Source organism: Streptomyces sp. PTY087I2 (assembly GCF_001687325.1).
GTDB lineage: Bacteria > Actinomycetota > Actinomycetes > Streptomycetales > Streptomycetaceae > Streptomyces.
Window position 1 is genome coordinate 23,394 of the sequence record NZ_LZRD01000020.1, and the last position, 17,209, is coordinate 40,602.

General features: G+C 69.7%; 16 protein-coding genes. 8 read left to right on the forward strand and 8 right to left on the reverse strand.

All coding sequences use genetic code 11. The features are described 5' to 3' along the window. Window positions 1–10 precede the first annotated feature (10 nt). Together A3Q37_RS22455 and A3Q37_RS22460 are read right to left on the reverse strand one after the other, a co-directional pair. Window positions 11–343: a DUF6412 domain-containing protein gene (locus tag A3Q37_RS22455; RefSeq protein ID WP_065487538.1), complete on the reverse strand. Its 333-nt coding sequence runs from the start codon at window positions 341–343 to the stop codon at window positions 11–13. Between the two features lie 113 nt (window positions 344–456). Then, entirely contained in the window at window positions 457–1,179 is a 723-nt protein-coding gene (locus A3Q37_RS22460; protein WP_079137928.1) for a class E sortase, read from the reverse strand. Between the two features lie 326 nt (window positions 1,180–1,505). On the opposite strand from A3Q37_RS22460, the gene A3Q37_RS22465 reads away from it, so the two are divergent. The 4 genes from A3Q37_RS22465 (at window position 1,506) to A3Q37_RS22480 (ending at window position 7,303) form a co-directional block, all read left to right on the forward strand. Further along, window positions 1,506–2,510, forward strand: a complete 1,005-nt coding sequence (locus A3Q37_RS22465; RefSeq protein ID WP_065487436.1) for an SEC-C domain-containing protein — start codon at window positions 1,506–1,508, stop codon at window positions 2,508–2,510. Window positions 2,511–2,661: 151 nt separating this feature from the next. Next, on the forward strand, window positions 2,662–5,799 hold the full coding sequence (locus A3Q37_RS22470; protein ID WP_065487437.1) for a DUF3427 domain-containing protein: 3,138 nt from the start codon (window positions 2,662–2,664) through the stop codon (window positions 5,797–5,799). A 342-nt stretch (window positions 5,800–6,141) separates the two neighbouring features. Beyond that, the gene (locus A3Q37_RS35885; RefSeq protein WP_079137929.1) at window positions 6,142–6,732 is read left to right on the forward strand and encodes a matrixin family metalloprotease; all 591 of its coding nucleotides are present in this window, start codon (window positions 6,142–6,144) and stop codon (window positions 6,730–6,732) included. 22 nt (window positions 6,733–6,754) lie between these two features. Further along, complete coding sequence (locus tag A3Q37_RS22480) at window positions 6,755–7,303, forward strand: hypothetical protein (protein WP_141693589.1); 549 nt, start codon at window positions 6,755–6,757, stop codon at window positions 7,301–7,303. 238 nt (window positions 7,304–7,541) lie between these two features. On the opposite strand, the gene A3Q37_RS22485 is transcribed toward A3Q37_RS22480, so the two are convergent. From A3Q37_RS22485 to A3Q37_RS22495, 3 genes are all read right to left on the reverse strand, one after another. Continuing rightward, entirely contained in the window at window positions 7,542–7,835 is a 294-nt protein-coding gene (locus tag A3Q37_RS22485; RefSeq protein WP_255311902.1) for a helix-turn-helix transcriptional regulator, read from the reverse strand. Continuing rightward, on the reverse strand, window positions 7,835–8,326 hold the full coding sequence (locus A3Q37_RS22490; protein ID WP_065487440.1) for a DUF2975 domain-containing protein: 492 nt from the start codon (window positions 8,324–8,326) through the stop codon (window positions 7,835–7,837). Before A3Q37_RS22490 ends, A3Q37_RS22485 begins: the two co-directional genes overlap by 1 nt. A 91-nt stretch (window positions 8,327–8,417) precedes the next feature. Continuing rightward, entirely contained in the window at window positions 8,418–9,923 is a 1,506-nt protein-coding gene (locus A3Q37_RS22495) for a hypothetical protein (protein WP_065487539.1), read from the reverse strand. A 155-nt stretch (window positions 9,924–10,078) separates the two neighbouring features. On the opposite strand from A3Q37_RS22495, the gene A3Q37_RS22500 reads away from it, so the two are divergent. Both A3Q37_RS22500 and A3Q37_RS22505 read left to right on the forward strand, forming a co-directional pair. Further along, window positions 10,079–11,068 (forward strand): endonuclease/exonuclease/phosphatase family protein, encoded by a 990-nt coding sequence (locus A3Q37_RS22500; protein ID WP_079137930.1) that lies wholly within the window; start codon window positions 10,079–10,081, stop codon window positions 11,066–11,068. Window positions 11,069–11,557: 489 nt separating this feature from the next. Continuing rightward, complete coding sequence (locus A3Q37_RS22505) at window positions 11,558–11,974, forward strand: Ig-like domain-containing protein (protein ID WP_255311903.1); 417 nt, start codon at window positions 11,558–11,560, stop codon at window positions 11,972–11,974. A 19-nt stretch (window positions 11,975–11,993) separates the two neighbouring features. On the opposite strand, the gene A3Q37_RS22510 is transcribed toward A3Q37_RS22505, so the two are convergent. Then, entirely contained in the window at window positions 11,994–12,815 is an 822-nt protein-coding gene (locus tag A3Q37_RS22510; RefSeq protein WP_255311904.1) for an alpha/beta fold hydrolase, read from the reverse strand. A gap of 163 nt (window positions 12,816–12,978) precedes the next feature. On the opposite strand from A3Q37_RS22510, the gene A3Q37_RS22515 reads away from it, so the two are divergent. Next, entirely contained in the window at window positions 12,979–13,290 is a 312-nt protein-coding gene (locus tag A3Q37_RS22515) for a hypothetical protein (protein WP_065487541.1), read from the forward strand. 260 nt (window positions 13,291–13,550) lie between these two features. On the opposite strand, the gene A3Q37_RS22520 is transcribed toward A3Q37_RS22515, so the two are convergent. Next, window positions 13,551–14,936 (reverse strand): DUF445 domain-containing protein, encoded by a 1,386-nt coding sequence (locus A3Q37_RS22520; protein WP_255311905.1) that lies wholly within the window; start codon window positions 14,934–14,936, stop codon window positions 13,551–13,553. Between the two features lie 142 nt (window positions 14,937–15,078). Here A3Q37_RS22520 and A3Q37_RS22525 point away from each other — a divergent pair, with 142 nt between their 5' ends. Then, the gene (locus tag A3Q37_RS22525; RefSeq protein ID WP_065487444.1) at window positions 15,079–16,326 is read left to right on the forward strand and encodes an SGNH/GDSL hydrolase family protein; all 1,248 of its coding nucleotides are present in this window, start codon (window positions 15,079–15,081) and stop codon (window positions 16,324–16,326) included. 87 nt (window positions 16,327–16,413) lie between these two features. Here A3Q37_RS22525 and A3Q37_RS22530 read toward each other — a convergent pair whose 3' ends face one another. Next, a complete protein-coding gene (locus A3Q37_RS22530; protein WP_065487445.1) occupies window positions 16,414–17,133 on the reverse strand; it encodes a DUF1707 domain-containing protein in 720 nt (239 codons plus the stop codon). Window positions 17,134–17,209: the final 76 nt, after the last annotated feature.

A 17,209-nucleotide genomic window follows, 5' to 3' on the forward strand; every position in this document is an offset into this window, starting at 1 on the left:
CGGAGGTGCGCTACGCGGCGGCCGTCAGGAGGGCATGCCCGGGCGCGCGGGGCCTGGTGCGGCCGCGGGCGTCGGGGTCGCGTTGCGGAAGGAACGCGGTGCGCCGCTCGCGGTCTCTGATGGCCGTACGGACCCGGGTGCGGGGCACCGGGGGCGCGCTGCGGGCGCTGATGACGGCGCAGGCGAGGAGGGCGGAACCGGCCGCGGCGGTGGCGGCGAGCGCGACGGCGGCGGAAAGGCTGCCGCCTTCGGCGAGGAGGATCTCGGTGAGGAAGAGGAGAAGGAGTCCGGCGGGCCGGAGCAGCCGGGCGAAGGCGCGGCGCAGGGGGTTGGTGTCCCGCACGCTGTACACCTCCGCTTCCTCGTAAACGTTCTGCGATGTGCCACCGATAGGAGTGAACGGCACTCTTTCGTTATACACGATGCGCCGGAGCGGCCTTCAGGTTCCCAGGACCGTCAGCGGGGTCGCATGGCGGTGAGCTTCCCCCAGACGACGAGGCGGTAGCGGGAGCTGAACTCGGGGGTGCAGGTGGTGAGGGTGAGGTAGTAGCCGGGCTCGCCGTAGCCGACGGAGGTGGTGATGTTGCTGCGCGGCACGGGCGCGATGACGCCGCTGTCGGAGGGTGCGGTGCGGGCGAGGCGTTTGCCGACGGTGTACGTGTAGACGGCGTCCCGGGTCTCGACGGTGATCCGGTCACCGCCGCGCAACCGGTCGATGCGCCGGAAGGGTTCGCCGTGGGTGTTGCGGTGCCCGGCGAGCGCGAAGTTCCCGGCCTGCCCGGCCTGTGCGGTACGGGTGTAGTGCCCGACGTACCCCCGGTCGAGCACCCCGCCCTTGCTGGTGCCCTCGGCGACGGGGACGGTGAGCCCGATCCGGGGGATGCGGAGGACGGCGTACGCCTGGTCCCAGCGCGGGGCGGCGGTACGGGGCCGGGCGGCCGGGTCGGCCTCGGCCCCACGACCGGAGGCCGAAGGACGAGGCCCCGCGTCGAGCGCGCCCTCACGACCACCCGGGGCGGGGACGGGGGCGGGCTCGGCGGGAGGCTCGTCCCACTCCCGCTGAAGGCTCTGGACGGCACGGCCGGCGTCGGCGCGGGCCTCGCGGTTGGTCCACCAGAGCTGATGGACGACGAAGAGAAGCAGGACGAGACCAAGGGTGACGACGACTTCGGCGGACACCCAGAGCCCACGGGCAAGAAGATAGGAACCACCACGGCCGGGGCCACGCACCCCGGCCAACACCCCACGTCCCCGGCCACGCACACCGGCCAACACCCCCCACCCTCGCCCGGCTCCCCGCCTCCGCATCGACGTCACCGTCATCGCCCCTCCCGCACCGCACCACACCGCAAGCCTCGGGGCGCACGACCGCACACCGTTGAAGACTCGGGTGAAAACTCGGGGCGCACGGTAGGGGCAAACCTCACAACTCTCCAGACTTCTCCCGCTTCTCCTCCTCCGCCCTCTTCTCCCCGCCGTCACCGTCCGGCAGTACCGTGTGATCCATGCGCCCCGACACGCCTGCCGACCACACGACCGAAGCCGAGCGTCTGCTCCGCACCGCGGCGCAGTACCCCGAGGACCACGAACCGCTGATCCTCCAGGCCGCGGCCCACCTGGAACTCGCGGGCGACCGCGCCCGCGCGAGCACGCTCTACGACGACCTGCTCGCCGCCCCCGAGGCGACCGTCGACAACCCGCACCTGATCAAGGCCCTGAAAGCGGCCAATCTCTGGGAGTACGGTCACGAGGCCGAGGCCCGGGCGATCATCGACGGCATCCGAACCGCCGGCCCGCTGAACGCCGCGCCGTGGCAGGTGGCCGCGGAGACCCTGGAGGCGCACGACGAGCTGGAGTCGGCGCACGACTTCTTCTCGACCGCGCTGACTCTGCTGCTGGCCCCGGGCGAGGAGGTCCCGTACGCCACGCAGTCCCTGCTGACCGGCCGCCACCGGGTGCGCAGGCTGATGGGCCTGGGGCACGACGCCTGGGACGAGCTGGCGGGCGAGCTGCACACGGCCCCGGTGCCGCTGGACGAACTGCACGACCCGAAGCGCCTGTGGTCGCTGGGCTCATCGGACCCGGTGGAGCTGAAGGCCGAGATCGCCCGGCTGCGCGCGGAGCTGGGCACGTACCGCACGGCGCTGTCCCGCCCGTTCCCGGTGGCGGTACTGCACTGGCCGGAACAGGAGCTCCGCGAACTGCTCACGACGTACCCGGAGTTGACCGAGGAGTACGTGGACCACACGACCCACCTGGCCCGCCTGGAGGCGTCCCTGCGCGACCTCCAGGCGACGGGCACCCCGAACCTGGGCATCGTCACGGGCACGGTCCCCTCGTACGAGGCATTCGCCGCCTCGGAGGCCGCCTCCCCGTCCGACCCGGGCCTGCTCCCCCAATACGCCACAACCCTCGCCGCCCGAGGCCGCGCAACCCCATGGCCCCCGTCCCGCACGGCCGCCTGCTGGTGCGGGTCGGGGGAGGCTTATGGGGGGTGCCACGGGGGCTGAGGCCTCTGCGTCACATCCCTGGCAGGGGCTGCCGCCCACGACTTCTCGGGCGGCAGCCCCTGCTGCTTTCGCCAGCCATCGGGCCCGGCTGTCAGACCTCCTTGATACAACTGCATATGCAGAACGCAGCCAAATGAGGGGGACTCGGGGCATGCCCAACGACTTTTCGGTTGAAGCGCCGGTTGCTGGGCTCTATGAATCGCTCATCACGCATCGGCTCGCTGAGCGGATGAAGCAGCTCGACTCCGCGGGCTGGCACTCCGTCGAAGCCTCAGTTGGCACAGAATCGGCGCCCCATGTCCTCTCCCGCCATATCGGTGCCACAGTGCGCCGGGTGCTCCAAGGCCTCACCCCTGCCGAGCAGGTGATTGCGGCCAATCACATACTGGAATCGCTGAATACGATCGAAGGCGCGACAGAGTGGGTCGACCTCGTCACCGATGGGCCGCGACAGCTGTTGGCCGTCGCGGAGCAGGAGGCGCCCGGCGTCTACGCCATACGCCCAGCGACCCCGCTGTCCGAGACGGCGCTCATCACGAACTCTCCCGAGGACCCCAGTCTCGGCTTCGAGCTGCGCTCCGAGCTGGCCACCGCCGACCGAGTCGACCTCCTCTGCGCATTCGTGAAGTGGCACGGACTCCGCGTCTTGGAAAAGTCCCTGTCGTCGGCGCGTGAGCGCGGCATTCCCATCCGTGTACTCACGACTACGTACATCGGCGCCACCGAGCGCCGCGCTCTGGACCGGCTAGTGCGAGACTTCGGCGCCGAGGTGAAGGTCAACTACGAGCTTCGCTCGACCCGTCTTCACGCCAAGGCGTGGCTCTTCCGCCGTGACAGCGGTTTCGACACGGCGTACGTCGGCAGCTCAAACCTCTCCAAGGCCGCCCTCCTCGACGGGCTCGAATGGAACGTCCGGCTCTCCTCCGTCGCAACGCCCTCGGTGATCCGCAAGTTCGAGGCGACCTTCGACGCCTACTGGAGTGAGCCGGCTTTCGAGTCGTACGCCCCTGACAGGGACGCCCAGCGGCTGGACGATGCCCTGTCCCGGGCTGGTGGCAGTGGCCGCCCCGGATCTACGAGCATCACTCTTTCCGGCCTGGAGGTACGCCCGTACCCACACCAGCGGGACATGCTCGAACGCCTCGAAGTCGAGCGCACGGTGCACGACCGACACCGCAATCTTCTCGTCGCGGCTACGGGTACGGGGAAGACCGTCATGGCGGCGCTGGACTTCAAGCGTCTGCGTCAGACCCTCGACCGTGACCCACGTCTGCTCTTCGTGGCGCATCGCAAGGAGATTCTGGAGCAGTCCTTGCGCGTCTACCAGAACGTTCTCATCGATGCGAACTTCGGTGAGTTGTTGTTCAGTGGCGAGATCCCCAGCCGATGGACCCACGTGTTCGCCAGCGTCCAGTCGCTCACGACGCAGGCTCTGGACCGTATCGCCCCGGATCACTTCGACGTCATCGTGATCGACGAGTTCCATCACGGCACGTCACCCACCTACCGCAAGATCGTGGACCACTTCCAGCCCCAGGAACTCTTGGGGCTGACGGCGACCCCGGAACGCATGGATGGCTTGAACATCCAGGACGAGTTCTTCGACGGTCGGATCGCGGCGGAGATGCGGCTCTGGGAGGCACTGGAGAACGAGCTCCTGAGCCCCTTCCACTATTTCGGCGTCACTGACAACACGGACATGAGCGCTGTCACGTGGAAGCGTGGAGCCTACGACTCGACAGCGCTGAGCAACCTGTTCACGGGCAACGACGCACGAGCTCGGCTCGTGGTGCAAGCGGTGAAGGACAAGGTCACCGACCCTGACTCGATGCGTGCCCTGGGGTTCTGCGTGTCGGTCGCGCACGCACACTTCATGGCCGACTTCTTCCGACGGGCAGGCCTCAACGCAGTCGCCCTCTCTGGTGAGACTCCTGCATCCGACCGCAAGGCAGCACTCGATGACCTGCGCTCGGGAGCACTCCAAGTCATCTTCTCCGTAGACCTGTTCAACGAGGGACTCGACATCCCCGACGTCGACACCTTGCTCCTGCTGCGCCCCACCTCCAGCGCCACGGTCTTCCTCCAGCAGTTGGGGCGGGGATTGCGTCGCACCGAGGACAAGGCAGTCCTCACCGTCTTGGACTTCATCGGTCAGCACCGCAAGGAGTTCCGGTTCGAAGAACAGTTCCGCGCGCTGACGAACCTGACGCGCAACCGCCTTCTCGACAGCATCGAGCAGGACTTCCCTCAGCTCCCCTCTGGCTGCCAGATCATCCTTGAAACGAAGGCCAAGGACCTGATCATCGACAACATCCGCACGCAGATCGCGGTCAATGTCACGCAGTTGGCCCGCGAGGTGGCTTCCTACGCGAAGCCACGGCTTGCGGACTTCCTCAGGGAAAGCGGTCGGGAGCTCAAGGAGCTCTACCGAGGCAACGGAAACTCATGGACAGGTCTCCTGCGTCGGGCGAAGCTCCTGGACGCGGTCGGTCCTGAAGGCGAGTTGCCCCTCCTCAAGCGGGTCTCGGCCTTCTTGCACGTCGATGACCCGCTGCGCGTTGCGGCGTACAGCAAGTTGCTGGCCGACGACGCTCCTAACTACGACGAGCTCAGCGAGCAGGAACAGGGGTACGCCCGCATGTTCTTCTTCTCGCTCTGGCCGCTGGGCGGAGACTTCCCCAGCTACCAAGCTGGGCTGGACTCACTGCGCGATCAGCATGCGTTCCGGGACGAGTTGCGTCAGGTACTGGCTCACGTCCTACAGCAGGCCGACCACGTACCCGTGCCGCTCCTCGGGGCGCACGCGGGCATCCCGCTGACCATCCACGCTTCGTACAGCCGCGAAGAGATTCTGCCCGCCCTGGGCCAGGCCTCCGTGGATGGTCGAAAGCCGGGGCACTTCCGCGAAGGTGTGAAGTGGTGCGAGAACATCCAGACCGATGCCCTGCTCGTCACCCTGGAAAAGGACGAGAAGGACTTCTCACCCGAGACCCGTTACAGGGACTACGCCCTCAATGACTCCTTGTTCCACTGGGAGTCACAGAACCAGACCTCGGAGCGCTCACCCACCGGCATCCGCTACCAGACCCACAAGGAGAAGGGCACTCACGTCCTGCTCTTCGTACGCCGATACAAGCAGACGGATATCGGTGGACCCCAGCCGTGGATGCTTATGGGGCCAGCGGAGTACGTCAAGCACACAGGCAGCAATCCGATGGCGATCGAGTGGAAGCTCTTCCATCAGATCCCGGCCGACGTGTTGACCTACTCGGCAATCGCCGCCGGCTGACAGCCTCTTGCCGTCCCGGCTCCGGCGGATCGCGCCCACCTGAGCAGTGCCTCACATCGAGAGTTGGGACGGCAAGCGGGCGGCCGCGTTCGGCTGCGCGGAGAGCTCGCCCCCGACGGAGGCCGCCAGGGCAATGGGTACTGCTAGATACCGCTGCCGCTCTTCACTCCGGGAGGATGGAAGATTGAATCGAAGTGAATTCAAAGATTACAGCGAGATGCGCGCCGCCGCGGTACACGTCTCGCTCGGCGCAACCTAAAACTTTCCAGGGCCCCTTCACCTGAATCTGCATCTAGCATTCACGCGATCGAATCGAGTCGAAACACGGCAGTGGGAGGGGAAATGAGAAGGGCGTTCAATCTGGCGTTCCGCGGGATCGTCGTGACTTCTGTGGCGCTGGGATCGCTGGCGATGGTCTCAACCGAGGTTTCTGCCTACAATTTGATCGGCTGCAAGTACAACACGGCTGGAAACTCGCTCAGGTGGACCGACACCACATCCCGGAACGAGTATTCAAATCCGGCCCAGTGGGCCATATCGAGATGGAACTCCACCTCGACGCAGTTCAACTTCGCCGCCGTGAGCTCCGGGGCGAATCTGCGCCTCGCCGACGGGAACTTCGGCAACACCGGCTTCGATGGAATCCTCCTCGATGCATCCGGGGTCAACCCAACGTCTGACAACCCCCTGCTCAAGTGCCGTAACGGGTACTGGGCAGAAACCAACACGGCATGGCTGAACCGGTACTACACGGACAGCTATTCCGGAGCGAAGAAGCAGTCCGTCTACGTGCACGAAGTCGGGCACGCGCTCGGCCTCGCCCACAGGTCTTCCTGCGTCATCATGCATCCGACGACCAGCGTTCGGTACGACGAATGCGGGCGGTCCACACCTGCCCAGGACGACATCAACGGCGCCAACGCACTCTACTGACCACGAACCCAGGGGAGGGAAAATGAAATCTGTGAAGGCTATTGCGCTGTCGGTCTGCGCAACAGCGCTGCTCGCGACCGGATGTGGCGCCGTAGGGTCGGGGGGCGATGCACAGGAAGCCAGTCGTTCGGCGCTGCACGTCAGCCGGGTCAAGGACTACGACTCGTTCGCCGAGCTGAGACAGGACAGCATCGCAGCCGTCAAAGTGACCGTGAAGGGCAATGAGGAGGAGGCCCTCAACGAGGTGCCCACCAGCGTCACTACCGTGACAGTCGACGAGGTGCTGTGGGGCAAGTCGCCGGCGAAGTCCTTTCCGGTCCTTCAGCTCGGAAGGGCAGGAATGGACCTTGAGGACACTGGCGCGATCCTGGTGAAGGGGCAGCGCTACATCCTCTTCGTCAAGCCTTTCCACCTGAAGCCCGGAGAGGCCACGGGCCTGTACCAGATCACGGGTAGCCAGGGGGTCTATCGCTTCGATGGGGAGGGCGGGGGTTACGCCTTCGCAGGCGGTGGACACCCGCGGCTCCCGGAGCGGTTCACCTCCCATCAGGCAGACATCGTCGCCAGGTAGGCATCGCCCAGCACGGCTATGACCCGTTCGGGCGTCGTCGAACGCGGTGCTGAACGGCTGGGCGGCGGTCGTCCTTCGGGTCTGTCCGGCCGAAGGACGCTGCCGCCGACTCAGCGCGCGCTCCCGAGATACGGATACACCTCGCCATCGAGGCCGAGTGGGTGGTGGGCACCGTCCCGGGCTCGGCGCTGGACGCCGATGCGGCGCCGACCCGTGATGGAAGCGGACCGTTCGTGCCCTACCTCGGCGGCCGGGGTGTTGCCGCCCCGGGCGCGTCGGCGGGTGCGGTTGTTCCTTCGCTCGCAACACCCTCGGCACCCTCGACGTCCTCCGCCTCCCAGCGGAGCAGGTCCCCCGGCTGGCACGCCAGCACCTCACAGAGGGCGGCCAGCGTCGAGAAGCGCACCGCCTTCGCTCGGCCATTCTTCAGTACCGCCAGGTTGGCTGGGGTGATCCCCACGCGGTCCGCGAGTTCGCCCACCGACATCTTCCGCCGGGCCAGCATCACGTCGATGTCGACGACGATCGGCATCAGATCACCTCGTCCAACTCGGCCTGCATCTCCGCCGCTTCGACATCGCGGGCGACGGCCTGGGCGAGCAGCATCCGCAGGACGAGCACGATGAGCGCGATTCCCAGGATGGCCAGACCCACCCCGCCCATGATGAGGGTGACGCCCGGGTCGTCCCGCTGGCCGGGGGCGTTCAGGGCCGTGACGGCGAACCACACGAGAGCGGCCGCGACGATCGCGCCGATGATGGCGTCCACGTACCGGAAGGCGGCGTGGGAGAACACGGTTCCGCGTCGCACCATCGTCACCAACCGCCAGACGCAGACCATGGCGACCTGGGCCGTCCCGATGCCCAGGATCGTGATCACCCGCAGCGGGGTCAGCGGCAGCGAACCGTCCTCCGGGTCGTTCCCGATGATCAGCGCCCACGCCATCAGGGCCTGTACAAACACGGTGCCGGCGAGCACCACCACGAGCACGGCGCGCAGCGCCCGCACTGTCAGCTTTCCCATGGCCTATCCCTCTCCTATCGAACCACGATGGTAATCTATCGAATTTCGATAGGATGGGCAATGGTGGGCCGGACGCGGGGCGGGAGCTTCTCTACTCCGGCGGCCTTGCCCGCCGTCCGCTCGTCTGTAGGAGTCGGCGGATCGTGTCCGGGGGGAGTGCCGCGTTCGCCGCCGCATGGTGGGCCAACTCCTCGTCGTCGAGGAGTGCCGCCAGCCGGGGCTGCGGAAGATTCGGGTGACGCGCCGCCGCAGCCCTCACGGTGGGGTCCGGGTCCTCGGTGAGCCGAGCCACGGTTGTCGGGTCGGTTTCGGGGGCGCGGGCGGCCAAGGCCCGGACCTCGGGGTCTTCGTGGTCGGCGAAGACGGCCAGTCCGTCGGTGGGGAAGTTCGGCCGGGTGGTGAGGTGGCTGCGCTCGGGGCCTACGTACTCGAGGAAGCTGCGCAGCAGAAGTGATGCAGGGGCGTCCGGGTGGTTCTGTGCCAGCAGGACGCGTACGCCGAGGTCGTCGTCCGAGGCCAGGCGTGCGACGAGGTCCGGTGTCAACAGGTGGTCCTTGGCCGCCCGCCGGCGCAGCAGCGGGTGGTGGGAGAGTGCGTTGCGCCGGACGGTCCTGGGATCCCGGGGCACCTCTGGCGCAGGGTGGTGGATGAAGAAGTCGTCCATGGGGACCTGGTAGTCGATCCGGACCCGTTCCTCCTCGCTCAGCGCGGGATGGACGGAAACGGCCAGTCGGACGCCAGGGTGGGGGTCCGTCATGAGCGTGCGGCGCTCGGCGGGTCCGAGGTCTGTGCGTTGCGCGATCCGGACCCGTATCGCCGGGTCCGGATCGGCGGCCAGGAGAACCACCACGTCGGGAGGGAGGGTGGGGTTGACGGCGATCATCGCCTTGTCCTCCTTGCCCACGGGCCGGGAAAGGACGCTCTCCACCACAGCCCGGGTGAGGGGGCGGTGGAGCAGCAGGTCGGTGCGGGCGTGGCACGGTCGGTCAGGAAGCGTGCTCTCCACCCACGCCGGATCCTCGTAGCGGGCATGCCGCTGAGCCGCTCCCCGCACCTCGGCGTCGGGGTCTGCGAGGAGAGCGGCTCGGGTGTCCGCGGACAGGGACGTCCACTCGCCGACCCCCCAGCGGCGGACCTTCGCGACAGGATGGGTGGGCATGGACCGACGCAGCCCGGCGGAGATCTGCTGGTAGAAGGAGCCGCCCAGGAGTTCGTCGTCGTAGGTGCTGATCATGTGGACGACAGCCTCGTCGGGCAGCGGCCTGGGCCGGGCGAGGGCGGCCGCCTGCGGCCCCTCGGCAAGGTGGGCGCGGACAAACCACTCGGGATCATCCACGAGCCGAACTCGCTGGGCCGGATCGACATGGGGGTTGCGCGCGAAGAAGCTGCGGGTGCGGGTGTCGGGGTGCTGGATCACAGCATCGACGACGGCCTCGGGCAGGGCCCGGTCCCGGCACAGCACCATCCGTGCGGCGAGCGGGGCTTCCAAGAGCAACCGCAGCAGGACGCTCTCCGGCACGGACGGGTTGAGCGCGAGCCCGGCGAGCCGACGGGTGGGGAGAACAGCGTCCGCCCAGATCTGCTCAGGCGTAGCCATGCCTGGTACCCCCAAGGTGTCGACCCGCCTGGTGGAGACGCGGTCCACGACTCTATCCGCCACGCACAGCCGCAAGACTGGGCGCCTCGGGCTGTCCGGCAACTGATCCTTCCGTCCACTCGTCCTACGGGGCAGGGCCGAGTGGACGGAAAGACATGGTGGAACGGACAGGCAGCGGCGGCGGAGCAGTGGCGGCGGAGACGTCGGTCGTACCTGGGGCGGGGAACCGGCGGGGGTGGGTGATCGCCGGGGTTGCCGTGGTCGTGGGTGGGGTGTTGGGGTTCCATCGCCTGGTGCCCAACTGGCCCGGGCGGCTTGGGAGTTTGCTGGAGTCCTTTCTGCCCTGGGTCGGGCTCCTCGTTATCGTCCTGCTCGTCGCCGCCCTCGTTCGGCGGTCCGCCGTTGCCCTCGTCGCTCTGCTGCTGCCGGTGGGCGCTTGGGTGCATGCCTTTGGTGGGTTGCTTCTGCCCGGTGGGGAGAGCGGTGGGCGGGAGCTTGTCGTCGTGCAGCACAACGTCAGCGATGAGAACCGGGATCCCGCCGGGACCGCCCGGGCGTTGAGTGCGGTCGGGGCCGATCTCATTGCGTTGGAGGAGCTGGTGGATCCGCAGTTGGCGGTGTACGAGAAGAGCCTCGCCGCCGACTATCCGCATCACTTCGTCCGGGGCTCCGTCGGGCTCTGGTCCAAGCATCCGCTCAGCGGTGAGCAGGTGGTGGACATCAAGCCCCCGAGCATCGAGGAGGGGTGGAGTCGGGGCGTGCGGGCCGTGGTCCATTCTCCGTACGGAGACGTCGCCGCGTACGTCGCCCACCTCCCCTCCGTCCGGGTCGGCGCCGGCGGGCTCGCGTCCCAGCGGCGGGACGAGAGCGCCGCGTTGCTGGGGCGCGCCATCGCCGACGAGAGCGTCGAGGCGGTCGTCCTGCTCGGGGATCTCAACGGCGTTGTGGAGGATCGGGGGTTGGGGCCTCTCACCTCACAGTTGGGCGTCGCCGAGCGCGGGTTCGCCTTCAGTTTCCCCGCCGCCTTCCCGGTGGCCCGGATCGACCAGGTCATGGCCCGTTCCGCCACCGTGGGCCACATCCGTACCCTGCCCGCCACCGGCAGCGACCATCTGCCCGTCGTCGCCCGCGTCGCCCTGGGGTGAGCGTCCGGCGGTCCGTAGCGCGTCCGCCTTCCGTACGGCTGCCACGCGTTGCCGCCAGGCCAGGTCATGTCCTCGGGGAACTCGTACGTGTCCGTGTCGACCATCCAACTCGCGTACGCCGTCGCCCTGCGGCAGTCCGCGCACTCCGCCTCGTCGCCCAGCGGGCGGAACACATGCTCCTCCCCCGGGCCCGCGCACGCCATCAGCTCCCTGACCGGGGCCGGCAGAGGCGGAACCGGCACCGGAGTCACCGGGCATTTCTGGATCAGGCGATGGCGCAGGAAGCCGACAGGGCGGTGGGCCGACAGCTGGAGCCCTCCACGTCTTGTACACGCTCTCATCACAATTCCGCTTCGCTTCCCGCATGCCCCTGATGTGCGCCCGTACGCGCTGCGAGCATCGGCTGCTCCACCGCACCTAGTTCGGCCTTGGGGGCAAACCATGCAGACGGGGAAGCAGTCTCGGCAGTCCTTGCGCGGAGCCCTCCGGATGCGCGTAGCGGTGGGAGCGGGCGCGCTTCTCCTGGTCCTGACCGGGTGCGGTGGAAGCGACGACGGCGCGAAGGAATCCTCCGTCAAGCGGACCCTGGCGCTCATGGACGACCAGCAGAGCGTGGACGCGGGCGACAGCCTGGACGTGGAGGTCCTCGACAACGACTCCATCACCCTGGAGAGCGGCGAACGGGCGGGCCTGCTCGACGCCTACGACCCCGCCGAACTGACCCTGACCATCGACACCGATCCCAGCCACGGGTCCGCGTCGGTGTCCGGGGCCACGGTGACGTACACCGCCAGGGACGGGTACGCCGGCGAGGACGAGCTGACCTACGAGGTCCGCGTGAAGGGCACCGAGGTTCCCGCCGCCACCGCCGTCGTCCGCATCACCGTCAGCGCGCCCGCTTCCTGACCGGGGCCCGGGCCCGGTGTCACTGCTGGAGATCGCGCAAGTAACGCGCCATCTCCCTGTACACCGCCGCCGAGTTGTCCAGATGGGCGTCATGCCCCGCCCCCGGGATCACGGCGATCCGCGTCGCGGGGTGCCGGTCCCGCATCCGGTCCGCCTCGTCCGGCTTCATCGTGCCGTTCTCGCCCCGCAGCACCAGCGCCGGGCAGCGGACCCGGTCCCAGGCGTCCCAGTAGTCGCGGTGCGCGTTCTCCTGGACCGTGGCCACCATCACGTCCCGGTCGACGCGGGGGTGCAGTCCACCGGGGCCCGGTGCGAGGCCCGCCGCCCAAGCCCGGCCCGCCGGGCCGCCGCCGAAGAACGCCTCGGCCGCCTCCACGTCCGGGAACGGCACCGGCCAGGAGTCCAGCCAGCGCCCGATCTGCTCCGGCAGCTCCGGGGCCGGGCCCGCCGGACCCGCCTCGATCAGAACCAGCGCGCGGCACACCTCCGGGTGGGCCGCCGCCGTCAGCAACGCGGTAAGCCCGCCCATCGACTGGCCGACCAGCACCGTGTCCTCTCCGGCCAGACCGAACCGGTGCGCCACTGCCCGTACGTCACGGACGTGCGCCGCCCGCGTCACGTCCCCGGGGCGGCGCGTGCTCGCCCCGCTGCCGCGCGCGTCGAAGGCGATCACCCGGTGCGTGGCCGCGAACCGGGCCGCCAGCGCCTCCCACTCGCCGCAGTGCCCGGCCAGCCCGTGCAGCAGGAGCAGGGGCGGGCCGTCTCCGCCGTGGTCGGTGCAGAAGAGGCGTACGGGGCCGGAGCCAGGCCCGTACGCCTCTTCTGCGTCCGTGACCGTCACCGTCACCGTGGTCGCCCTCGTGCTCGCTGCCCCCACTCGGACCCCAGCCTCTCCGTCTCCCCGTACCGCCCTCCGGCCGCGTCGCCCCGAACGCTAGCCTCGGGCTGAGTACCGAACCACGGAAATACCCACAGACGGCTCACAGAAAGCGATGGTGGCGGCGATGGCCAAGGTTCCGGCAGCGGCGGTGGCGGCGAGCGGGCTCGTCGGGGGGTACGGCGTCGCCCGGTGGACCCGGAAGCGGCCGCTCGGTGGTGTCGCTCTCGCCGCCGCCGGGGCGATGGCCGCGTACGAGTGGAACCGGCAGGCCGGGCCGCGTGCCGCCGCCGGGCTGAGCGTCGCCTATGTCGCCGCCTTCGCCGGGTCCCATCCGCTCGCCAAGAAGGTCGGCGCCTGGCCCGCCGTCTTCGCCGTCGCGGGCGGCGTGGCCACCGCCTCCTGGGCCGTCACCCGCCGGGCCGCCGCCCAGCGCTGAGCGCCGACCCGTATCCGGCGGGCCGCCCCGCTGAGCGCCGGCCGCGCCCGGCGGCCGCCCACCGCCGAGCCCGCCCCACGCCGAAGAAAACCCGGCCCCGACTGAACGCCCGCCGCCCCGCACCCGTACTCCCTTGCAACTCCCCCGCGTAGGCCGGGTGCGTACCCGTACCGGACACGACAGGACCGTACGGGTGCGCCCCCGGAGCGGCGGGCCCCAGAGGCCGCCAAGGCCCCTGCGAGGAGCCCCCCTCGGCCCCCTCAACCCCCCAGCGCATGCGACACCGTGTAGATCGCCAGGCCCGCCAGCGCCCCCACCACCGTGCCGTTGATCCGGATGAACTGGAGGTCGCGGCCGATGTGGGCCTCGATCTTCTTCGACGTCTGGTCCGCGTCCCAGCTCGCGACCGTGTCGCTGATCAGTGACGTGATCTCCGCGCGGTACGTCGTCACCACGTACACCGCCGCGTCCTCCAGCCAGCCGTCCAGCTTGCCCTGGAGCCGTTCGTCGCTCGCCAGCCGCGCTCCCAGCGACATCAGCGAGGCGCGCGCCCGCAGCCGCAGTTCGCTGCGCTCGTCCTCCGCCGCCGAGAGGATCATCGTGCGGACCGACGACCAGGCCGAGGCGATCACGTCCTGGACCTCGCTCCGGCCCAGGATCTCCGACTTCAGGCGCTCCACCCGGGCCCGGGTGTCGGCGTCGGTCTGGAGGTCGGCCGCGAAGTCGGTCAGGAACGTGTCGATCGAGCCGCGCGCCGGGTGCTCCGGCATGTCCCGCATCTCCGTGACGAACCGCAGCAGCTCCTTGTAGACCCGCTCCCCGACCCGCTTGTCCACGAACCTCGGCGTCCAGCCGGGAGCGCCGCCCTGCACCGCGTTCATCACCGAGTCGCCGTGCTCCACCAGCCAGTCGTGCGCCCGTACGCAGATGAGGTCGACGACCTTGCGGTGGCCGCCGTCCGTGACGACCTTCTCCAGCATCTTGCCGAGGCCCGGGCCGACCTCCACGGCGTTCGCCCGCCGGGTGATCGCCTCGCCCACCACCGCCTGGACGTCCGAATCCCGAAGGACCGTCAGCGCGCCGCGCAGCGCCGTCGCCAGCTCGGCGGTGACCCGGTCCGCGTGGGCCGGCTCCGCGAGCCACACACCGAGCCGCCGGCCGACCCCCAGAGCGTGAATTCGGTCACGAATGACGTCTCCGGAGAGAAAGTTCTCGCCAACGAAGGAACCGAGGGACTGTCCTAGCTGATCCTTCTTGGTGGGGATGATGGCCGTGTGCGGAATGGGCAGACCCAGCGGGCGCCGGAAGAGCGCCGTCACCGCGAACCAGTCCGCCAGCGCGCCCACCATCCCCGCCTCGGCAGCCGCTGCGACGTAGCCCGGCCAGCCCCCCACACCCGAGTTCTTCGCCCAGGTGGCCAGGACGTAGACGAGCGCGACGAGCAGAAGGAGGCCGGTCGCCGTGAGTTTCATGCGCCGTACGCCGCGCTGCTTCTCCTCGTCGGCTGCGGTGTACGCGAACGAGGCCAGCGGGCCCGCGCCCGCCCCCGCCCCCGGCTCCTGTTCCCGCCCCTGCCCCTGTCCCGGTGGCAGCGCCGCCACCGCGTCCTGCTCCTGCGCCTGCTCGTCGGATCCGGTCCGTTCCATCCGCTCCACCCGTCCGCGTACGCCTCGCCCCCGTGACGTACGCATTGTCCCTACCTCCCCTACTCCTGGGCCGCATGTGGAGTTCCCGACGGCCTGTCGCATCATGGGACCAGCACGATCATCACAAGGAGAACCACCGCACATGCCAAGGCGCCAGGGGTACGCCCTGCTCATCGCCCTCGTGGCGGGCACCGCCGCGCTCGCCGCCGCCGTCGCCTTCGCAACGACGCTGCTCTCCGGCCCCCGGTCGACGCCGCTCCCGCCCGCCGAGACCCAGGCCGCGGCCCGTAACCCGGTCGACCCCGCCGCCTCGGGCCCCTCGTGGGTCGCCACCTGGACCGCCGCCCCCGTCGGCGGCGAACCGGGCACCGAGGGCGGGCTCCCCGGGCGTACCGTCCGTAACGTCGTGCACACCAGCATCGGCGGGGACGCCGCCCGCATCACGCTGTCCAACCTCTTCGGCACGACCCCCCTGGTCGTCGACCAGGCCACCGTCAACACCCGGCCGGTGACCTTCAAGGGCGCCGCCACCGTCACCGTCGCCGTGGGCGGACGGGTCGTCAGCGACCCGGTCGTCGTGCCCGTGGCCCCCGACTCCGACCTCCAGGTCAGCTTCCGTACCCCGCGGGGCGGCGGGCCGGTCACGTACCACCCCTACACCCACCAGACGTCGTACCTGATCGACGACCGCGGCACCTTCTCCACCACCCACTGGCGCTATCTGACCGCCGTGGACGTCCGCAGCGAGCAGGCGCTCGGCGCGGTCGTCGCCCTCGGGGACTCCCTCACCGCGGGCAGCGGCTCCAGCACCGACGCCAACGCCCGCTGGACCGACGTCCTCGCCGACCGGCTGGGCGGCCGGTACGGGGTCGCCAACGCGGGCATCGCGGGCAACCGGGTCGTGGGCGTCGGCCGCGGCACCGGCGGCCAGTCGGGCACGGACCGGCTCGACCGGGACGTCCTCGGGGTCGCCGGGGCCCGGACCGTCGTCATCGCGCTCGGCATCAACGACGTACAGCAGAGCCCACAGGAGGCCGACCCCCAGCGCATCGTGGACAGCCTGCGCGCCCTCACCGACCGGGCGCACGCCCGCGGGCTCCGGGTCGTCGGCGCGACGCTGACCCCGTTCGAGGGCTTCCTCACCTGGACGCCCCAGCGCGACGCCGTACGCCACGCGGTCAACGAGCAGATCCGCTCGGGCACGGTCTTCGACGCGTACGTCGACTTCGACGCGGCGGTACGCGACCCCGCCGCGCCGAACCGGCTGCTCGCCGCGTACGACTCCGGCGACCACCTGCACCTCAACGACGACGGGTACCGCGCGTTCGGCGACCGGGTGGACCTGAAATCCCTGGACCGGGCCCGCGCGCCCCGGTCCGACGCGCTGTGACCCGCTGAGGAGAGCCGGAGGGCCCCAGAGCCGCTTGCGGGGCCCGAGGGCTCTCTCCAGAGGCGCTTGCGGAGCCCGAGGGCGCTCTCAGAGGCGCTTGCGGCCGCCGCCGGAGCCGCCTCCGTCGTCGTCCGGGCCCTCCAGCTCGCGTCGGCGGCGCGCCTCCAGCTCCGCCTCCTTGGCCTCCTTCAGCCGACGGCGCTCCGCCTTCGTCCGCTTGCGCTCCACGCCGACGCCGCCCATCAGGGCGAATCCGGTGATCCGCACCCTCGGGGAGTCCGGGGCGATCTCCCCGTCCTCGTTGGAGCCCTCGCCGAAGCCGCCCATGATGCCGATGCCTCTGACCTCGACGTTCAGCTCCGGCGGCGCGGTCACATGGATGCCGCCCATGATCGTGCAGCAGCGGATCACGATCTCGCGGTCCTCGAAGTGCGCCTCGCGCAGATCGATCTCGCCGCCGCCCCACATCGCGAACGCGGTGAACTTCCGGGCCACCGTCCAGCGGCCCTTCCGGTTGAAGCCGCCCCAGAAGGCGAACGCTCCCTTCGAGGTGGCGGCTCCGCCGACCCGCGCGGGCCAGTTCGCGGCGGAGCCCCGCAGTGGGGCGGGCGCGGACGAGCCGACGGGAGCGACCGCCGAGCCCGGCGCGGGCAGGTCCTGGACCAGCGGCTCCAACTCCCCGTGCGTACGGGCCTTGTAGGCCTTTTCGAGGCGCTGGTCGAACTCGTCCATATCCAGTCGGCCCTCGGCCACGGCCTCGCGCAGCAGTTCCGCGATCCGCTCGCGCTCGGTATCGGAGGCGCGCATGTCCGGACGTTCACTTGTCATACCGCGCAGCCTATTGAACACACCCGTTCCCGGCACAGACCCGCAGGCCCACGAC